Annotated in this window: 20 protein-coding genes and 1 tRNA gene; 11 read left to right on the top strand and 10 right to left on the bottom strand. The window is 55.2% G+C overall.

Annotated elements, in window-relative coordinates:
* Nucleotides 1-70: 70 nt before the first annotated feature.
* Both IPM59_05285 and IPM59_05280 read right to left on the bottom strand, forming a co-directional pair.
* Nucleotides 71-1,000 (bottom strand): GGDEF domain-containing protein, encoded by a 930-nt coding sequence (locus IPM59_05285; GenBank protein MBK9215000.1) that lies wholly within the window; start codon nucleotides 998-1,000, stop codon nucleotides 71-73.
* 309 nt (nucleotides 1,001-1,309) lie between these two features.
* Nucleotides 1,310-1,519, bottom strand: coding sequence for a hypothetical protein (locus IPM59_05280; protein MBK9214999.1), 210 nt, complete (start codon nucleotides 1,517-1,519; stop codon nucleotides 1,310-1,312).
* 56 nt (nucleotides 1,520-1,575) lie between these two features.
* Between IPM59_05280 and IPM59_05275 the strand changes: the two genes are divergently transcribed.
* A complete protein-coding gene (locus IPM59_05275) occupies nucleotides 1,576-1,962 on the top strand; it encodes a hypothetical protein (protein MBK9214998.1) in 387 nt (128 codons plus the stop codon).
* A gap of 160 nt (nucleotides 1,963-2,122) precedes the next feature.
* Here the strand turns inward: IPM59_05275 and IPM59_05270 are convergent, their stop codons facing one another.
* Complete coding sequence (locus IPM59_05270) at nucleotides 2,123-4,054, bottom strand: 1-deoxy-D-xylulose-5-phosphate synthase (GenBank protein MBK9214997.1); 1,932 nt, start codon at nucleotides 4,052-4,054, stop codon at nucleotides 2,123-2,125.
* Between the two features lie 159 nt (nucleotides 4,055-4,213).
* On the opposite strand from IPM59_05270, the gene IPM59_05265 reads away from it, so the two are divergent.
* Both IPM59_05265 and IPM59_05260 read left to right on the top strand, forming a co-directional pair.
* Nucleotides 4,214-4,780: a Spy/CpxP family protein refolding chaperone gene (locus tag IPM59_05265; GenBank protein MBK9214996.1), complete on the top strand. Its 567-nt coding sequence runs from the start codon at nucleotides 4,214-4,216 to the stop codon at nucleotides 4,778-4,780.
* Nucleotides 4,781-4,894: 114 nt separating this feature from the next.
* Entirely contained in the window at nucleotides 4,895-5,371 is a 477-nt protein-coding gene (locus IPM59_05260) for a hypothetical protein (protein ID MBK9214995.1), read from the top strand.
* 12 nt (nucleotides 5,372-5,383) lie between these two features.
* Here the strand turns inward: IPM59_05260 and IPM59_05255 are convergent.
* Nucleotides 5,384-5,459 (bottom strand) — tRNA-Ile (locus IPM59_05255).
* A gap of 67 nt (nucleotides 5,460-5,526) precedes the next feature.
* On the opposite strand from IPM59_05255, the gene IPM59_05250 reads away from it, so the two are divergent.
* From IPM59_05250 to IPM59_05225, 6 genes are all read left to right on the top strand, one after another.
* Nucleotides 5,527-6,375 carry an RDD family protein gene (locus IPM59_05250; GenBank protein MBK9214994.1) on the top strand — a complete coding sequence of 283 codons (849 nt, stop codon included), beginning with the start codon at nucleotides 5,527-5,529 and terminating at the stop codon, nucleotides 6,373-6,375.
* Between the two features lie 21 nt (nucleotides 6,376-6,396).
* Nucleotides 6,397-7,353 carry an SDR family NAD(P)-dependent oxidoreductase gene (locus tag IPM59_05245; GenBank protein MBK9214993.1) on the top strand — a complete coding sequence of 319 codons (957 nt, stop codon included), beginning with the start codon at nucleotides 6,397-6,399 and terminating at the stop codon, nucleotides 7,351-7,353.
* Nucleotides 7,354-7,488: 135 nt separating this feature from the next.
* The gene (locus tag IPM59_05240) at nucleotides 7,489-7,812 is read left to right on the top strand and encodes a winged helix-turn-helix transcriptional regulator (GenBank protein ID MBK9214992.1); all 324 of its coding nucleotides are present in this window, start codon (nucleotides 7,489-7,491) and stop codon (nucleotides 7,810-7,812) included.
* A 2-nt stretch (nucleotides 7,813-7,814) separates the two neighbouring features.
* Nucleotides 7,815-8,297 (top strand): SRPBCC domain-containing protein, encoded by a 483-nt coding sequence (locus tag IPM59_05235; protein ID MBK9214991.1) that lies wholly within the window; start codon nucleotides 7,815-7,817, stop codon nucleotides 8,295-8,297.
* 1 nt (nucleotide 8,298) lies between these two features.
* Nucleotides 8,299-8,694: a DoxX family protein gene (locus IPM59_05230; protein MBK9214990.1), complete on the top strand. Its 396-nt coding sequence runs from the start codon at nucleotides 8,299-8,301 to the stop codon at nucleotides 8,692-8,694.
* On the top strand, nucleotides 8,691-9,332 hold the full coding sequence (locus IPM59_05225) for a YdeI/OmpD-associated family protein (GenBank protein ID MBK9214989.1): 642 nt from the start codon (nucleotides 8,691-8,693) through the stop codon (nucleotides 9,330-9,332). Before IPM59_05230 ends, IPM59_05225 begins: the two co-directional genes overlap by 4 nt.
* A 73-nt stretch (nucleotides 9,333-9,405) precedes the next feature.
* Here the strand turns inward: IPM59_05225 and IPM59_05220 are convergent, their stop codons facing one another.
* The 4 genes from IPM59_05220 to mqnE form a co-directional block, all read right to left on the bottom strand.
* Nucleotides 9,406-9,879 carry a DinB family protein gene (locus IPM59_05220; protein MBK9214988.1) on the bottom strand — a complete coding sequence of 158 codons (474 nt, stop codon included), beginning with the start codon at nucleotides 9,877-9,879 and terminating at the stop codon, nucleotides 9,406-9,408.
* Between the two features lie 113 nt (nucleotides 9,880-9,992).
* On the bottom strand, nucleotides 9,993-10,349 hold the full coding sequence (locus IPM59_05215) for a DUF5615 family PIN-like protein (protein ID MBK9214987.1): 357 nt from the start codon (nucleotides 10,347-10,349) through the stop codon (nucleotides 9,993-9,995).
* A 15-nt stretch (nucleotides 10,350-10,364) separates the two neighbouring features.
* Nucleotides 10,365-10,595 (bottom strand): DUF433 domain-containing protein, encoded by a 231-nt coding sequence (locus IPM59_05210; protein ID MBK9214986.1) that lies wholly within the window; start codon nucleotides 10,593-10,595, stop codon nucleotides 10,365-10,367.
* Between the two features lie 12 nt (nucleotides 10,596-10,607).
* Nucleotides 10,608-11,708: an aminofutalosine synthase MqnE gene (gene mqnE / locus IPM59_05205; GenBank protein MBK9214985.1), complete on the bottom strand. Its 1,101-nt coding sequence runs from the start codon at nucleotides 11,706-11,708 to the stop codon at nucleotides 10,608-10,610.
* 24 nt (nucleotides 11,709-11,732) lie between these two features.
* On the opposite strand from mqnE, the gene IPM59_05200 reads away from it, so the two are divergent.
* On the top strand, nucleotides 11,733-12,602 hold the full coding sequence (locus IPM59_05200) for a DUF72 domain-containing protein (GenBank protein ID MBK9214984.1): 870 nt from the start codon (nucleotides 11,733-11,735) through the stop codon (nucleotides 12,600-12,602).
* A gap of 2 nt (nucleotides 12,603-12,604) precedes the next feature.
* The gene (locus IPM59_05195) at nucleotides 12,605-13,054 is read left to right on the top strand and encodes a GNAT family N-acetyltransferase (protein ID MBK9214983.1); all 450 of its coding nucleotides are present in this window, start codon (nucleotides 12,605-12,607) and stop codon (nucleotides 13,052-13,054) included.
* On the opposite strand, the gene IPM59_05190 is transcribed toward IPM59_05195, so the two are convergent.
* Nucleotides 13,051-13,917, bottom strand: coding sequence for a UbiA family prenyltransferase (locus IPM59_05190; protein ID MBK9214982.1), 867 nt, complete (start codon nucleotides 13,915-13,917; stop codon nucleotides 13,051-13,053). The two genes, IPM59_05195 and IPM59_05190, sit on opposite strands and share 4 nt — an antisense overlap.
* Nucleotides 13,918-15,144, bottom strand: coding sequence for a hypothetical protein (locus tag IPM59_05185; protein MBK9214981.1), 1,227 nt, complete (start codon nucleotides 15,142-15,144; stop codon nucleotides 13,918-13,920).
* Nucleotides 15,145-15,283 lie beyond the last annotated feature (139 nt).

Below are 15,283 nucleotides of genomic sequence, written 5' to 3'. Positions count from 1 at the left end.
ATCGGTATTATATCCCGATTGAGCTATCGAGTGTCACGCCGAATATTGATGAGAGACTCAACCATATAGCTCAGTCCCGCCGCGGGGGCAGGTTTCGTTGGAGTTCCTCTCGCGATATGTCGCGATACGCGGCGACGCGGTTGCGGCCTTCGCGTTTGGCCCGATAGAGGGCGGAATCGGCCATTTCGACAAGTTCGATCGGATCTGACGAGTCGTCAGGAAACGAGGCGACTCCGATGCTGACGGTGATATTGTGGGTCTCTTTGGAGCCTTTGCTGACAATGCTAAACGGATAATTCTCGACGGTTGAGCGAATGCGTTCGGCCGCTACGATACCTTGGGCGAGCTCGGCGTCGAGCAAAAATGCTGCGAATTCGTCGCCGCCGAATCGAGCTGCAGCATCGCCGCTTCGCAGGTTCGTCATTATCGAAAATCCGATCTCTTCGATCGTTTTGCTGCCCGTAAGGTGCCCAAACGTATCATTTACACCCTTAAAATTGTCGCCGTCCATCATCAGCACGCAGAACGGGCGGTTTTCGGCCGTAGCCCGGCCGGCCTCACGCCTCAGTTCGGAAAAGAACGACCGGCTCGAAAGCAGCCCGGTCAGGTCGTCGTGCGAGATCAGGCGGTGGATCTGCCTCTGATATTCGCGGTCGATCTCGTCAAGCAGGTCAAAGCGTAAAATGGTGTCGCCGATCGTGATCTTATCTCCATTCTCCAGCTTTTCGCGGCGGACGCGGCGGCCGTTGAGAAACGTCCCATTGCGTGAATCCAGGTCCTGCAGCAAATATTCCATCGCGACGCGCGACTCGGTCGGCGCGGCCGTGATGCGGGCATGCTGACGCGACACGAGCGTGTCGTTGACGCGAACGTCAGCCTCGAGAGCACGGCCGAGGATCACCTCTTCGCGTTCAAGCGGGATCGGCACGGCGATCAGTTCGCCGCTCAGGAACACGAGCGCCGGTTTCAGGTCTCGCCGCAATATCTCAGAATCATTCATACAGGCCGGGCGGGAGGAACACGGGGCGGCAACGATTAGGATAACCTACCGGCGAGAGAGATTGCCACAGTTTTTCTGTCGAGCCGCGAGCCGGTCTCACACAAGGGGAGCGAGGCAGGAAACGTCTGCTTGGGCCATCTCGAGGTCAGGAAGGGGTCTTGGCCCCGATCAGATCCATCAGGTTCAACGCTGGGTTGAATGGCAGCTAAGGTCAGCGGGGCCGAGGCCCCTTCCTGAGCTTGAGGATTAACAGCAGCTGAATTTTTGCCTCAATCTGTATCGACAAAATGGTCAGTTGTATCGACATTTTTACCCTGCTGTATCGACAGTTTTTGGCGGAAGATCCTCTCCCTCATTCGCTTCCGTTTCCATGAGCATCGTATGCCCCGTCATCGGCGACATCGTTTCGGCCGGTCGCCTCGACGGGAAGCTCACGCCCGCAAAGACGGGAAAGATAGCGAAGCCCGCAAATTGGGTAAGCTCAGCCTGCCGAACGAGGCTTGCAAGGACGTTGCACATATGCTACAATACAAGGCTCAGTGACGATAACCATCACAAAAGGAGAAATACAAAACATGGAACCAAAATGGGAGCTTTTTCAGGGCCGGCCGTATGGCCGAAAGTCAAACGCCGGGCCGAGGGTCACACTCGGGCAAAAGGGCGTGTTCTATCTTAACCGCCGTGCGTTTGAACTGATTGGCGAGCCAAAGGCCGTCGAGATGCTGTTCGACGGCGGCCAGCGGCTTATCGGTGTGCGGCCGAGTGATCCGAAAAAGCCAAACGCGTTTCCGGTCAGGCTGCACAGCGGCGGCAATTACCGTCAGATCAACGCTGCGGCATTCTGCCATCATTACAGGATCAGGACGGAGAAGACGGTGCTTTTTGAACGCTTTGCAGTGGTGCGGGGCGTGCTGACGCTGGATATGGAGCAGACGACGGTTGTGTCAAAAGGGGCGAGGTAGAAAAAATCTCATGGTCAGGAAGGGGCCTGGCGGCATCTCAGGGTCAGGACGGCGCCTTGGCCCCGCTTGGGTCCACCAGATTCAACTGTAGGGTGAGTGACAGCGAAAGTCGGCGGGGCCAAGGCCCCTTCCTGACCCCGAGGTTTACTCTGGTTGGATCTTACCGAACGGCCTTGATCCGTTTTTGCGGGAGGCCTTCGTCCATTGAATCGAGTGTTGCGATAGCTTTTGATCTTATGCCGTCGGCGTCAAGGCCGTATTGGGCGAGTAGGATCTTTGGATCGCCGTGGGTGACGATCTCGTCGGGGACGCCGAGGCGAACGACGCGGCATTCGTCGGCGAGGCCTTGCTCTTCGAGGCATTCAAGGACGGCCGAACCGAAACCGCCGGCCAGATAGGCGTTCTCGACGGTCAGGATGAGCCGATTGCTGCGGGCGAGCAAAGCGATCAGATCGGCATCGAGCGGCTTTACAAATCGAGCGTTCACGACCGTAGCATCGATACCGTCTTTGGCAAGCAATTCGCCGGCCGTGATCGCTGCATCGACCATATCGCCGTAGCCGAGGATAGCGACTTCGCCGTTGCCTTTTCGCAGCACCTCGGCCTTGCCGATCTCGATGAGTTTTGGCGGCGAACTGATGTCAACGCCAAGCCCGTTCCCCCTCGGATATCGCAGTGCGGCGGGGCCGTTGTGCTCGATCGCTGTCAGCATCATATCGCGCATCTCGGCCTCGTCCTTGGGGGCCATCAGGACAATGTTCGGATAGCCGCGAAGATAGGCGATATCGAGCAGCCCGTGATGCGTCGGCCCGTCTGCACCGACGATGCCGGCGCGGTCCATCGCGATCGTCACGTCGAGGTTCTGAAGACAAACGTCGTGGATCACCTGATCGAATGCTCGTTGGAGGAATGTCGAATATATCGCGGCGACGGGCTTTAGTCCTTCGCACGCCATTCCGGCACAGAAGGTCATTGCGTGCTGCTCGGCAATGCCGACGTCGAATGAGCGTTCGGGAAATTTCTCAAGCACCTTATCGACGCCCGTGCCGTCAGGCATCGCTGCCGTAAGGACCACGACGCGAGGATCCTGTTCCATGATCTCGCACATTGTGCGGCCAAAGACCTCTGTGTAGGTCGGCGCAGGTGCGGACTTGCTCGATTTGTAAGGCAGGCCCGTTTTCGGGTCAAATGGCCCCGTCGCGTGATAGGCGTAATAGTTGTGCTCTGGATTGGGGAAGCCTTTGCCTTTCGTGGTCAGCGCGTGAACGATCACGGGACCGTCATCGACCTTTTTGGCCTCGTTCAGAGCCTCGACAAGGGCCGCGACGTTGTGGCCGTCAACGTAGCCGATGTATTTGAAGCCAAGCTCATTGACGAGCGCACCGGGCAGCACGGCCGCGGCGATGGCGTCTTTTACGGATTTTGCGACCGAGCGGAGCTTGCCGCCGATTCCGGGCACGCTCTCAAGGGCGTCGCCGATCTCTTCTTTGAGGTGTTGGTAGCTCTGGGCCTCTTTGATCCGGTTGAGATAGCCGCTGAGCGAGCCGACCGCCGGTGCGATCGACATGCCGTTGTCATTTAAGAGGACAATGAGCCGTGATTTGAGATGGCCCGCCTGGTTGATGGCCTCCATCGCCATGCCGCCCGCGAGGCTCGAATCGCCGATCATGGCACAGACGTGAAAATCCTCGCTCTTTCTATCGCGTGCAACGGCCATGCCGAGTGCCGCCGAGAGCGAGGTCGATGCGTGGCCCGCACCGAACGTATCGTATACCGACTCGTCACGTCGAAGAAAGCCCGACAGGCCGCCGTATTGCTTGATCGTGTGAAGCTCATCGCGGCGGCCGGTGAGTATCTTATGAGCGTAAGCCTGATGCCCGACGTCCCAGACAAGTTTGTCCGTCGGCGTGTCAAACACATAATGCATCGCGACCGCCAATTCGACCGCGCCAAGCGACGCCCCTGTATGGCCACCCACACGCGAACACGTGTCGATAATGAACTGACGAACCTCGTCAGCGACCGTCTGCAGGTCCTCAACCTTAAGCTGCCGCAGGTCTGCGGGCGAATTGATCTCTGACAAAAACCTCATGGTAACTCAAGACAATTTACCATTTACGGACGAGCGTTTGCCAATTTTGGCCTTTACATTTCTTTGCACAGCTGAGCGAAATTCTTTCGCCTTTTATAGGATAAGGCGCGTCAAACATTCGACGGGCGACAAGCTCAAATTTTTTTACGAGGTATGAATATGTCTTCAAAATTCCGTTTCATTTCGATCCTGACGCTGGCGATTGCCGTTTTTTCGACGGCAGTGATGGCGCAGGAAGACAAGACCAAGGCTCCTGTCACAGGCGATACGGCCACCGAAGCCGGCAAATGTGGCATGGGCAAACATAAAATGGGCAAGCCGGGCTTCGGCGGCAAGTTTGGCCGTCATCGTGCCGGTATGTTTCGCATGATCGAGGGCCTCAACCTGACCGAGGAGCAGAAACAGCAGATCAAGGCTATCCGCGAGGCAAACAAGCCTGATATGGCCCTGATGGAAGAGCTTAGAGCGATCCACGAAGCCCGCAAGGCCGGCACCGACCTGACCGCGGAGCAAAAGGCCCGCATCAACGTCATCCGTGACCAGATGCGTACCCACCGGCAGAGTGTTCACGATCAGATCCAGAATATCTTCACCGCTGAGCAAAAGGCACTCATCGAGCAGCAAAAGCAGCAGATGAAGCTGCGTCGAGAGCAGTTCAAACAGAACCGTGAACTCCGACACAAGCAGAAGGTTGACGCGACGACAACTGAAAAACCGGCTGTCTGACCATTGGCCGCTGAATAACGGGCAAGGGCCGACGGGAGCAGAAAGTGCTCCGGTCGGCCCTTCTGCCGTTACAAACATGACTGCTGCGGCAGGTCTTGTATAATCGATACAACCATGAGGAAATTTTCCGCCCTTGTCTTACTCGCTCTGATCGTATCAGTCATTAACGGTTGTGCCCGTGGCCCGGAACGTGTTACCGAGCCGGACCACCACCGTCCCGAGCCTCAGCCATACAACCGGGCTGAGGACAAAGCCGCCAGGCCGAAGAAGCCCGTCCCTGCCTATCAGAGTAAGGACAGTATTCAGAAACTCAACCCAACGCTGTCGCCTGACCTCTTTCAGGGCGAGACGCGCGCGGCCTATGCGGCGGTACGTGCCATACCAAAGACCATCGCGCAGCTCCCGTGCTTCTGCCGCTGCGACAAGAGCGTCGGGCACAAGAGCCTGTATTCCTGCTTTGAGGACGATCACGGTGCTAACTGCGGCATCTGCATGAACTCGGCGCTGAAGGCCTACAAGCTGGAGAAGGAACAGAAGATGTCAGTAGAGGAGATACGGGCCGAATTGATCAGGGAATACGACGGCTATTGACGGTGCAAATAATGGTGCCCTCGGTAGGATTCGAACCTACAACCAACGGATTATGAGTCCGCTGCTCTAACCGTTGAGCTACAAGGGCAGCCGAATTAGAGTTTAGTTGAATCGCAACTGTCTCGCAAATATTGGCCGTCGGGGCTTGGAACTGAGTGTCACAACTGATCGAAACCGAAGAGACTCTGATCATAGAAACACCCGAGCGTGTGCAGCTCGAGTTCGCCCTCGCATCCATTGGCAACCGCTTTCTGGCCGTTACTATCGACCATCTGATCCAGTATCTCTCGATATTTCTGATCGCCTGGTTCTTCTTGAGCATTGCGGGCTATTCAGGATCGGACGTCGTCGATGCACCCGAGCAGCTTCTGACCGAAGCACCAAAATGGGTTGTAGCGACGCTGATCATTATCCTCTTCCTGATATTCGCGGGCTATTTTATTGCGTTCGAATGGCTGTGGAGCGGACAAACCCCGGGAAAGCGGCTGCTAAGACTGCGGGTCATCCGCGAAGACGGACGCCCCCTGACCTTATGGGAATCCATCGCTCGCAACCTCCTTAGGATCGCCGACGCGGTGCCCGGATTCATTCTGCCTGTCTATTCCGTCGGGTTGATCGCGATCTTTCTTAACAGCCGCGATCAGCGGCTTGGCGACATGTTTGCCGGAACCGTCGTGATACGCGAACGAGCCAACGAGGCGCCAACATTTGTCGAAACTTTCTCGGATCGAATCGCCGACTCGGTTTTCGTCCGCGTTCAGGCCCCGGTCTCGATCAGCGCCGACCTGACTAAACTGAATGAGCGAGAGATAGAGGTCGTGGAATCGTTCCTCCGCCGCCGCTGGGACCTGTCAGAACGCCAACGCCTGTGGATGGCCTGGCGCGTCGCCCTGCCACTCATGCACAAACTACAGCCGGCCTATAACTTTGAGTCATTTTCGTACGAGGGGTTCCTAGAAGAGATTCACCGTCGGTTTCACGCCAAACAACGTTCTCTCAACTAGGCGATTCGTTATACTTGCGGTATGCAAAATGTCCTTGTGACCGGCGGCGCCGGATTTATCGGGTCCCATCTTGTTGATCAGCTTCTCACCGAAGGTGAATGGCGGGTGACTGCGGTTGATGATTTTAACGATTTCTATTCGCCTGAGATCAAGCACGGCAATATCTCTGAGCACATCGGATCGTCCAATTACCGGATCGTCGATGCCGATATTCGTGACTGGCGCACCATGGAGGCGTTGTTCACACAATATCATTTCGACACCGTTGTTCATCTCGCCGCCCGCGCGGGCGTCAGACCGTCCCTATCTGACCCGCGACTGTACGCCGAAACAAACATAAACGGCACGCTCAACCTGTTAGAGTTAGCACGCACGCATCGGGTCGGTCACTTTGTCTTTGGTTCGTCATCCAGTGTTTATGGAATCAATACTAAGGTTCCTTTTGCTGAGGATGACCGCATCCACCAACCGATCTCACCCTACGCCGCAACAAAGGCCGCGGGCGAACTACTTTGCCACACGTATTCGCATTTGTATGAGATGCGGATCGTGTGCCTAAGATTTTTTACGGTTTATGGCGCACGACAGCGGCCTGACCTGGCGATACACAGATTTGCCCGACTGATCAGCGAAGGCAAGCCGATCCAGGTCTTTGGCGACGGCACGACGCGTCGTGATTATACGTACATCGACGACATCATTCAGGGCGTTCGGTCGGCAATCGACTATGACCAGTCGCAATTTGAGATCTTTAATCTCGGCGAGTCTCAAACCGTTGAACTGAATGAACTTATATCGCTCTTGGAAAACAGTCTTGACCTTAAAGCCGTGATCGATCACCAACCGCTGCAGCCGGGCGACGTGCCGATCACATATGCCGACATCACAAAATCGCGCAAACTGCTCGGTTACGATCCGCATACAACGATTGCGGAGGGCATACCTAAGTTTGTCGAGTGGTTCAAAACGACGCGCTAGCCCCAGCCGAATAAGCGCTTCATTAGCGGCAGCAAACGATGGATTCTCGCGGCCCTTGCTCATTTCTCAAGATCGCTTCCCAATCCTTGCGTAGTCAAATGACTTCATGTATATTCGTAGTCAAGTAGCTACGCAATGAATATTAGACGAGACGTTTTCCAGGCAATAGCGGACCCGACCAGAAGGGCCATACTCGTTCTTGTCGCTTCGCAAGGAATGACCGCCGGAGCAATTGCAGCAAATTTTGACACAGCCAGGCCGACAGTTTCAAAGCACCTACAGATCCTTACCGAGTGCGAGCTGCTCGAACCGCAACAAAAAGGCCGTGAGATCCACTATCACCTAAACCCGAAAAAGATGAAAGACCTTGCTGACTTTCTCGACCCGTTTCGTGAAATGTGGGACAAGAGATTTGATAAGTTGGAAACGGTGATGAACGAATACCGATCGGACGTGTAAAGATGGAACGAAAAACTACGATCCATGCCAAAGTGGGCAAACAGGAGCTTGTGATCACGCGGGAATTTGATCTGCCCGTCGACCTGCTCTTTAAGGCACACGCTGACGCGGCCCTGTTCGAGCAATGGATGTCGCATGAATATGGAACGACACACGTCTTGAAACTCGAAGGCCGCAAGCACGGCAGCTGGCAGTTTCGAACAGTAGATGCCGACGGCAACGTGCTATTCGGAGCGAGCGGTACCATCCACGAATTTGCTCCCGATCACAAGATTACGCGGACATTCGAAATGGACGACTCTGCATTCGACGTCCAGCTCGAGTTCTTAGAATTCGAATCAACCTCCGACGACACGAGCAAGCTTACTATCCATACAGTATATAGATCGGCGGATCTCCGCGATAAAATGCTGAAATTGCCCTTCGAGTACGGCCTGAACATGGCCCACGACCGTTTGCAGGAAGTTGTAGGCAAATTGAGGTAACATGACAAAAACGCAAAAGGTTATCTATTGGATCGCAACCATCTGGTTGTCATTGGGAATGGCGTCAAGTGCCGTCGTTCAACTGATACGTATTCCCGAGGGTGTCCAGAGCGTAACACATCTGGGTTATCCGGAATATCTGCTGACGATACTCGGCGTTTGGAAGATTCTCGGCATCGGTGCCATCCTTGTTCCCGGCCTCCCGGTGGTTAAGGAGTGGGCATATGCGGGCTTCTTCTTCGTTGCGTCGGGCGCGATGACGTCGCATCTAATAATGCGTGATCCTTCTGGCGAGCTGTTCCCCTCAATACTGCTTCTCGTTCTCACGGTCGTGTCGTGGTGCCTGAGACCCGAATCTAGAAAACTAACAGCCGCGATTAGCAGTAAAGCAGAATGAATCCCAAGGTCGATATCTATCTCACATCGGGCTGCGGACGCTGCCCGCTCGGCAACACGCCGGACTGCAAGGTCCACACATGGGTGGAAGAACTCGAAACGCTCCGCCGGATCGTCATCGATTGCGGCCTGAACGAAGAACTAAAGTGGGGCGTGCCTTGCTATACCGATAACGGCAAGAATATCTTGATGGTTGGAGCGTTCAAAGACTACGCATCGCTGAGCTTTTTCAAGGGTGTGCTTCTCCAAGATGACGGTAACCAACTCGTGTCGCCGGGCGAAAACTCTCAGTCCTCACGCCTTCTAAGGTTCATTTCGGTTGAACAGATCAGGGCTATTGAGCCTGAAATTCGCGACCTGATACGTCAGGCGGTCGAGGTTGAACGTGCCGGGATCAAGGTGCCGTTCAAATCTATCGACCAGCACGATGTTCCCGTAGAGCTTGTCGAAAAGTTCGAAGAAGATCCTGCCTTCGAGGCCGCATTCAACGCGCTGACGCCCGGCCGTCGTCGCGGCTATCTGATACATTTCTCTCAGCCAAAACAGTCGCAAACCCGCATTGCCCGTATCGAGAAATGCTCGCCGCAGATCTTTAACGGCATCGGCTTTCACGACAAATACAAGTCGATGAAGAGGTGATACCCGCCGTGTATTTTCGTGGCTCCGGTCTTAAAGAAACTAACCACCCGAATGACACAAAACGACGCGAAAGCTAATCCCAATCCTTCTTGAGCATCAGTTGTTCGATGAGGTATGCGTGGTGCATTTCGTGGACGTAGAGGTGGCGGAACATGATGAACACCGAATAATGATCGAACGCCTCGTGGACGGCGGTTTTCTGCCACTCGTCGGGCGTGAGCTGCTTGAGTATCTCGACGAGCGAAGCGCGTTCGCGGACGTATCGCTCGAGGCTCTCGTCAAGATCGACCTCAAGCATCGCACCGGCCTCGTCCTCAGCCGAATTCTCGATCACCTTAATGAACGGCTCGTCCTCCGCCAATATCAGCTCCAGCCGCGCCCGAAACGCCACGTCCGACTGCGACAAATGCACCGCATTCTCATACGCCGACCATTTCCCCACCTCCGGCCGCCGCCGCAATATCGCCTCCGGCACCTCGCGGATCAGCGGAACGATCACGCCAGGAGCGGTTTCTAATGCGGAGATCAATGTAGCTGTATAGCGCATAGGTTACTATGGTCAGATAACAGCCGTTTACGGCCGAAAATTCGGTTCCCGCAGCTCAAGTTTCACTTTCCGCAGTGGGTGGGGTTACCACCGTTTTGTATTTATAGCCCTGACTATGAACTTCTTTCCAACGGTAAAATGCGGACTCTTGCGCGGGTCTCGTCCACGACGATCAAGGCTCCTTGATCAAGAGCGCGTTCATGGTCTTGAATAATAGAAATAAGCGTACCTGCGAGACTCGACGGCAAAACATCCTGCGTGCGAACCTGGATAACGCTTGGGCCTGCCGCCCGGGTCAAGGCCAGGATCGTTCCAAAATCGAGGTCATGAGTGAAAATAACAAGGTCGTTCTCACGTGCATAGCGAATTATCTCAGTGTCTTCGGCTTTTGGGTCGCCAACCGTTGACCAATGCACCGAGGCGATATTTTCGTCAGCGAATGCCTTCACCCAATCGGGTGAAAGGTTCATATTCGATGAGGATCTTCATGCGGCGGCAAGCGGCAACTCAATTTCCTCTACGCGCCAGGCGGCGTATGCCAGGGCCTCACGCAGATCTTCCTCTTCGAGATACGGATACGCTTTCAAAATATCGACGAAAGAATGTCCGGAAGCCACAAGCCCAACAATAGTTCCGACCGTTACCCGCAAACCGCGGATACACGGTTTTCCGCCCATGACCTTTGGATCAAATGTGATTCTTGCAAGCGCTTTCATTGCTTTGCCTCCTTAGACAGCTGCTACTCGATTATACACCGTATCTCTTTCAACAGCCTCGAAGCCGGCGCGTTGGATCATTTCGATGATCTCTTGCTTGGTCATTTTGACTTCGTTGTTCGATTCGACGGAGTAGCTGTGGGTGAGTTCGCCGCCGTCGGTGATGGTGCCGTCTAGGTCGTTGGCACCGAAGTGAAGGGCGGTTTGGGCGGTGGATTTGCCGAGCATGACCCAGTAGGCCTTGATGTGGTCGAAGTTGTCGAGCATCAGGCGGGAGACGGCGATGGTCTTGAGATTATCGATGGCGTCGGGGCCGGGAAGCGTCGAGAGGGCTGTGCCCGGAGGGTAAAACGCGAGCGGGATGAAGCACTGAAAGCCGCCGGTCTTGTCCTGCTGTTCGCGGAGGCGGACGAGGTGGTCGATGCGGTCTTCGATGGATTCGATGTGGCCGTAGAGCATCGTTGCGTTGGTTTTGAGGCCGGCGTTGTGGACCTTGCCGGCGAGTTCGAGCCAGCGGTCGCCGTCGCATTTGTGGTCGCAGATCCGCGAACGCGTGGGCTCTGCGAATATTTCGGCACCGCCGCCGGGACATGAGTCCATTCCGGCAGCCTTGAGCTTTGAGATAACGTCTTCGTCCGACATCTTGTAAAAGCGGGCGAAGAAATCGAGTTCGACCATCGTCAACGCCTTGAGATGCAGCTTTGGAAACTCGCATTTAAGCGATGAAAACAGGTCGGTGTAGTATTCGAACGGCAATTTCGTGTTCAAGCCGCCAACGATGTGCAGCTCGGTCGCTCCCTCGGCAACGGCGGTTCGGGCGATCTCGATGCCTTCCTCGATCGAATGCGTGTACGCGTCGTCCTGCCTCGCCCTTCGATAAAAACCGCAAAACTTGCAGTCCGCGACGCAGATGTTCGTGTGATTAAAATGCCGGTTGACGTTGTAATACGTCGTCAGCCCGTGCTTGCGACGACGAACGCCGTCAGCGAGCTTACCGACGACGTTCAGGTCATTCGAGGCGTAGAGATCCAATCCGTCGTCAAACGACAACCTTTCACCGTTCGCGACCTTGTCAGCTATCTCACGAAGTTTGGGATCAGTCGAAAGCTCCATCTATGCTACGATTTTACCAAAGTTATGAAATTCGGACAGGTTGATGATCCCGGAGCGGTGGATTTTACGATTCCGCCAGACCATCCGGACACTAAACGTGTGCTCGCAAAGAGCAATGGCAATGACCTCGAGGTGTGTGTAGGGTGTGCGAAATGGAACAGCAAAGATCTAAAGGGATTTTATCCGAAGGGCGTCAAGGACGAGCTGGCTTACTATGCTTCACAGTTCAACTGTATCGAGTTAAACGCTACATTCTACAAGCGTTATTGGGAAAAGCAGTACACGGCCTGGCGCGAGAGCGTGCCCGATGGCTTCAAATACTTTGTCAAATTCAACCAAAGCATCAGCCATTTTTCGCGACTGAAAGACGTCGAAGACAAAGTGGCGGAGTTTATGGAGAATGTGGTGTTTCTCAGGGACAAGCTCGGTATGCTCTTCCTGCAAATGCATAACAACTTCGGGGCGAAAGATTATGAGCGAGTCGAGGCGTTTGTCGAGAACTGGAAACAGTACGACACGCCGCTGGCAATGGAGTTTCGCAAGGAAGAGTGGTACAGCGACCCGGCAATCTCGGCGCAACTGTATCAACTGCTCGAGTCCGACGGCATCACAAACGTCCTCGTCGACACGGCCGGCCGCCGCGACCTGATGCACATGCGGCTGACGACGCCGACGGCATTCATACGCTGGGTCGGTGCGAATCATGAATCCGACAGGCCGCGGCTCGACGAATGGGTCGAGCGGATCGCGGACTGGAAGAAAAAGGGGCTCGAACGGTTGTATTTCTTTGTCCACCAGAATGTTGAGAAGGAATCGCCGCTGCTGTCTGCACATTTTATTGAGCGGCTAAACAAAAGGATCGGCACTAACCTGCACGTCCCGCAAACATTGTGACAATACGGCTGGAACGCACCGATAACACGGACCAGGTCTTCCGCTCGCTAGTCGTCGAACTCGACCGCGAGCTGGCGGTCCGTGACGGCGACGAGCACGCGTTCTATGCGCAGTTCAACAAACTCGACGCAATGCTCGGTGCGGTCGTGGCCTATGATGGCGAGACAGCGGTCGGGTGCGGAGCATTCAAAAAGCATACAGGCGATACGGCCGAGATCAAGCGAATGTTTGTCCGTCCCGAAAGCCGTGGACAACGGATCGCCGCACAGGTGTTGAGCGAACTTGAAACATGGGCAAGCGAAAGCGGCTTCACTGTGTACGTACTCGAAACAGGCCTTAAACAGCCTGAGGCGATCGCATTATACAAACGCTCCGGTTACACCGAGATACCGAACTACGGGCAGTACGCGGACATAACAAACAGTGTTTGCATGCGGAAGGTAATCGACTAATTCACGAAGGCCGCTCCACCAAAGGTGACAAGAAGGATCACGCTTACGAATGCGTTGGTCGTAAAGAATGCGGCGTTCATTCTGGAGAGATCGTCTGCCCGGATGAGCGTATGCTGAAAGACGAGCAGGGCGGCGGTCGCCGCAACGCCGATCAGTGCGACCCAGGCCATGCCTGTTGACAGATACAGTAAGAGCAGCACGATGAATGCCTGAACGTGAAACAGTCGGGCGATCCACAACGCGTTCCTTATACCGAACCGGGCCGGTATCGAACGCAGACCTGCCCGTCGATCAAACTCGTGGTCTTGGCAGGCATACAGCACGTCAAACCCCGCTGTCCACATCAGCACGAGCAGCGACAGCAGTATTGGGACCTCGTCGGCCAGAGATCCACGAACGGCAATCCATGCCGCCGACGGCGAGATCGCCAATGCGAGGCCGAGCAGGACATGGGCGAATGAAGTAAACCTTTTTGCATACGAGTAACCGAGGATCACCAGCAACGCGACCGGCGACAGAGCAAATGTCAGCCAGTTAAGCAGGTACGACGACGCCAGAAAAACACCGATCGAGACATATAGAAATACCCAGGCGAAACTGACCGAGAGTTTGCCGGTCGGCAGCTCCCGCAAGGCGGTTCGCGGATTTGCGGCGTCGATATCGCGGTCGACGATGCGGTTGAACGTCATCGCGGCCGAGCGCGCCCCGACCATTGCAACCGTTATCCAGAGTGTTTGCCACCATGTCGGCAGCCCGTCGGCTGCGAGTATCGCGCCGAGAAACGCGAACGGCAGAGCGAACAACGTGTGCTCGAACTTGATCATTTCGAGTGTAGTTCGGAGTTTTGCCGCAGTCGATCCCATTCAGTGCTTTGGACCACCCGTTCGGGAACTGTGAAGCCGCACGGCCTGACGGCGGACCGCGTCGGACACGTTCCGATTCTTTGAAAGCGCAAGCAGGTCGCGCAACTGCAGACGGCTCATGATCGTCATCACATTTGCGAGCGGCGTTCGCGGGTTCTTGGCGAGCGAATGCATAACATTATAGTTTTTTGACCATTGCCGGTTAGCGGCGATCTGGCGAAGTATCTCCTCGGTGATCGAACGCATTGACGCGATCATCTCGATCTCCTGCTCGGTGATACGCGGGTTATTGACAACGGCGCTCGATACCAGCCGATTCGGGTCACGAATCAGGATATTCCGGGCCTCGCGATCGCCCTTCATTCCCAGTTTTACACGGTCCTTGACGCCCATTTTCATGATCCGGTTGATCATCGAGATGCGGTCGCCGGGGATTTCTTCGCCCTCCATTTGGAGTTCGCCGATGATCTTGCCGATGGCAGCCTTTCGCTGGTCCTCGGTCTCTTCGTAGATCTCCTCGATATATTCGAGACCCATCCACGAGTCGTCAGTCTCATGGTCGGGAACCTCGATAAGGTCAGCCAGCAGGATCGCGTCCTCGACAGTCATGCCAGGCCCGTCGAAGTCATCGGTAAATTCCGCTTGCTCGATGAATTCGGCGGCAGCTTCTTTGCCTCGAGCCCGAAGTTCGTTTGCGATCTGCTGTGCACCGCGCTCTTTTTCAAAAAACTCGCGTCTTACTTCAGTGGCCCGCCGTTCTGCCTCAGGCGTACGGTTCGAGTTTCCGATGATCGCGTCAATGATCGACGGATTCTGGATAAGTAGCTGTTGGTTGAACGAGATAAGCTCAAGCAGCGCACCATTTTGCGTCGAGCGGGCAAGAGCGGCTATCGTATCCGGCGGCGTACGCGGATCTGTGATAACCGCCTCATGAACACCCGCTGGAAGCTCACTTTGCGTGGCAAAATAGCCAAGAACACTTGGGGCGACCGCCCCTGAACGAACCGCCGCCTCGATATCGCCCGATTGTTGTGATCTGAGCGCGATAACTGCATTCTCGCGAAGTTCCGCGTCCTCGCCCTGAAACAGCGCAACGAGGATCTCAAGCAGATCGGCCTGCGCTAAAGGCAGAGCTCCTCGCGACGCAGCCAATTGAGCGGCGCGTGGTGCGGAACCGTCGAGTACGGCCCTCACGACCGGATTTGCCGAGACGATCTCAGAACTCATATAGGAGAACCCACGCTATTTCGCCTATAAAACTATAAGGAGGAATGATCAAGCCAACGCGATAATTCTAGCACAAGGCTCCAATTTTCTTGACTAACTCGCAGTGCATAACATAGTTTAATAGTTTGGGCCGGGCGGT

The organism is Chloracidobacterium sp. (assembly GCA_016715795.1).
Taxonomy (GTDB): domain Bacteria; phylum Acidobacteriota; class Blastocatellia; order Pyrinomonadales; family Pyrinomonadaceae; genus OLB17.
The sequence above is the reverse complement of the archived record's forward strand: the minus strand, read 5'-3'. Positions and strand labels throughout refer to the sequence as shown.

Coding starts and splice junctions, on each gene's coding strand:
- IPM59_05285 (MBK9215000.1), bottom strand. CDS start 1,000: ATGAATGATTCTGAGATATTGCGGCGAGACCTGAAACCGGCGCTCGTG.
- IPM59_05280 (MBK9214999.1), bottom strand. CDS start 1,519: ATGTGCAACGTCCTTGCAAGCCTCGTTCGGCAGGCTGAGCTTACCCAA.
- IPM59_05275 (MBK9214998.1), top strand. CDS start 1,576: ATGGAACCAAAATGGGAGCTTTTTCAGGGCCGGCCGTATGGCCGAAAG.
- IPM59_05270 (MBK9214997.1), bottom strand. CDS start 4,054: ATGAGGTTTTTGTCAGAGATCAATTCGCCCGCAGACCTGCGGCAGCTT.
- IPM59_05265 (MBK9214996.1), top strand. CDS start 4,214: ATGTCTTCAAAATTCCGTTTCATTTCGATCCTGACGCTGGCGATTGCC.
- IPM59_05260 (MBK9214995.1), top strand. CDS start 4,895: ATGAGGAAATTTTCCGCCCTTGTCTTACTCGCTCTGATCGTATCAGTC.
- IPM59_05245 (MBK9214993.1), top strand. CDS start 6,397: ATGCAAAATGTCCTTGTGACCGGCGGCGCCGGATTTATCGGGTCCCAT.
- IPM59_05240 (MBK9214992.1), top strand. CDS start 7,489: ATGAATATTAGACGAGACGTTTTCCAGGCAATAGCGGACCCGACCAGA.
- IPM59_05235 (MBK9214991.1), top strand. CDS start 7,815: ATGGAACGAAAAACTACGATCCATGCCAAAGTGGGCAAACAGGAGCTT.
- IPM59_05230 (MBK9214990.1), top strand. CDS start 8,299: ATGACAAAAACGCAAAAGGTTATCTATTGGATCGCAACCATCTGGTTG.
- IPM59_05225 (MBK9214989.1), top strand. CDS start 8,691: ATGAATCCCAAGGTCGATATCTATCTCACATCGGGCTGCGGACGCTGC.
- IPM59_05220 (MBK9214988.1), bottom strand. CDS start 9,879: ATGCGCTATACAGCTACATTGATCTCCGCATTAGAAACCGCTCCTGGC.
- IPM59_05215 (MBK9214987.1), bottom strand. CDS start 10,349: ATGAACCTTTCACCCGATTGGGTGAAGGCATTCGCTGACGAAAATATC.
- IPM59_05210 (MBK9214986.1), bottom strand. CDS start 10,595: ATGAAAGCGCTTGCAAGAATCACATTTGATCCAAAGGTCATGGGCGGA.
- mqnE (MBK9214985.1), bottom strand. CDS start 11,708: ATGGAGCTTTCGACTGATCCCAAACTTCGTGAGATAGCTGACAAGGTC.
- IPM59_05200 (MBK9214984.1), top strand. CDS start 11,733: ATGAAATTCGGACAGGTTGATGATCCCGGAGCGGTGGATTTTACGATT.
- IPM59_05190 (MBK9214982.1), bottom strand. CDS start 13,917: ATGGGATCGACTGCGGCAAAACTCCGAACTACACTCGAAATGATCAAG.
- IPM59_05185 (MBK9214981.1), bottom strand. CDS start 15,144: ATGAGTTCTGAGATCGTCTCGGCAAATCCGGTCGTGAGGGCCGTACTC.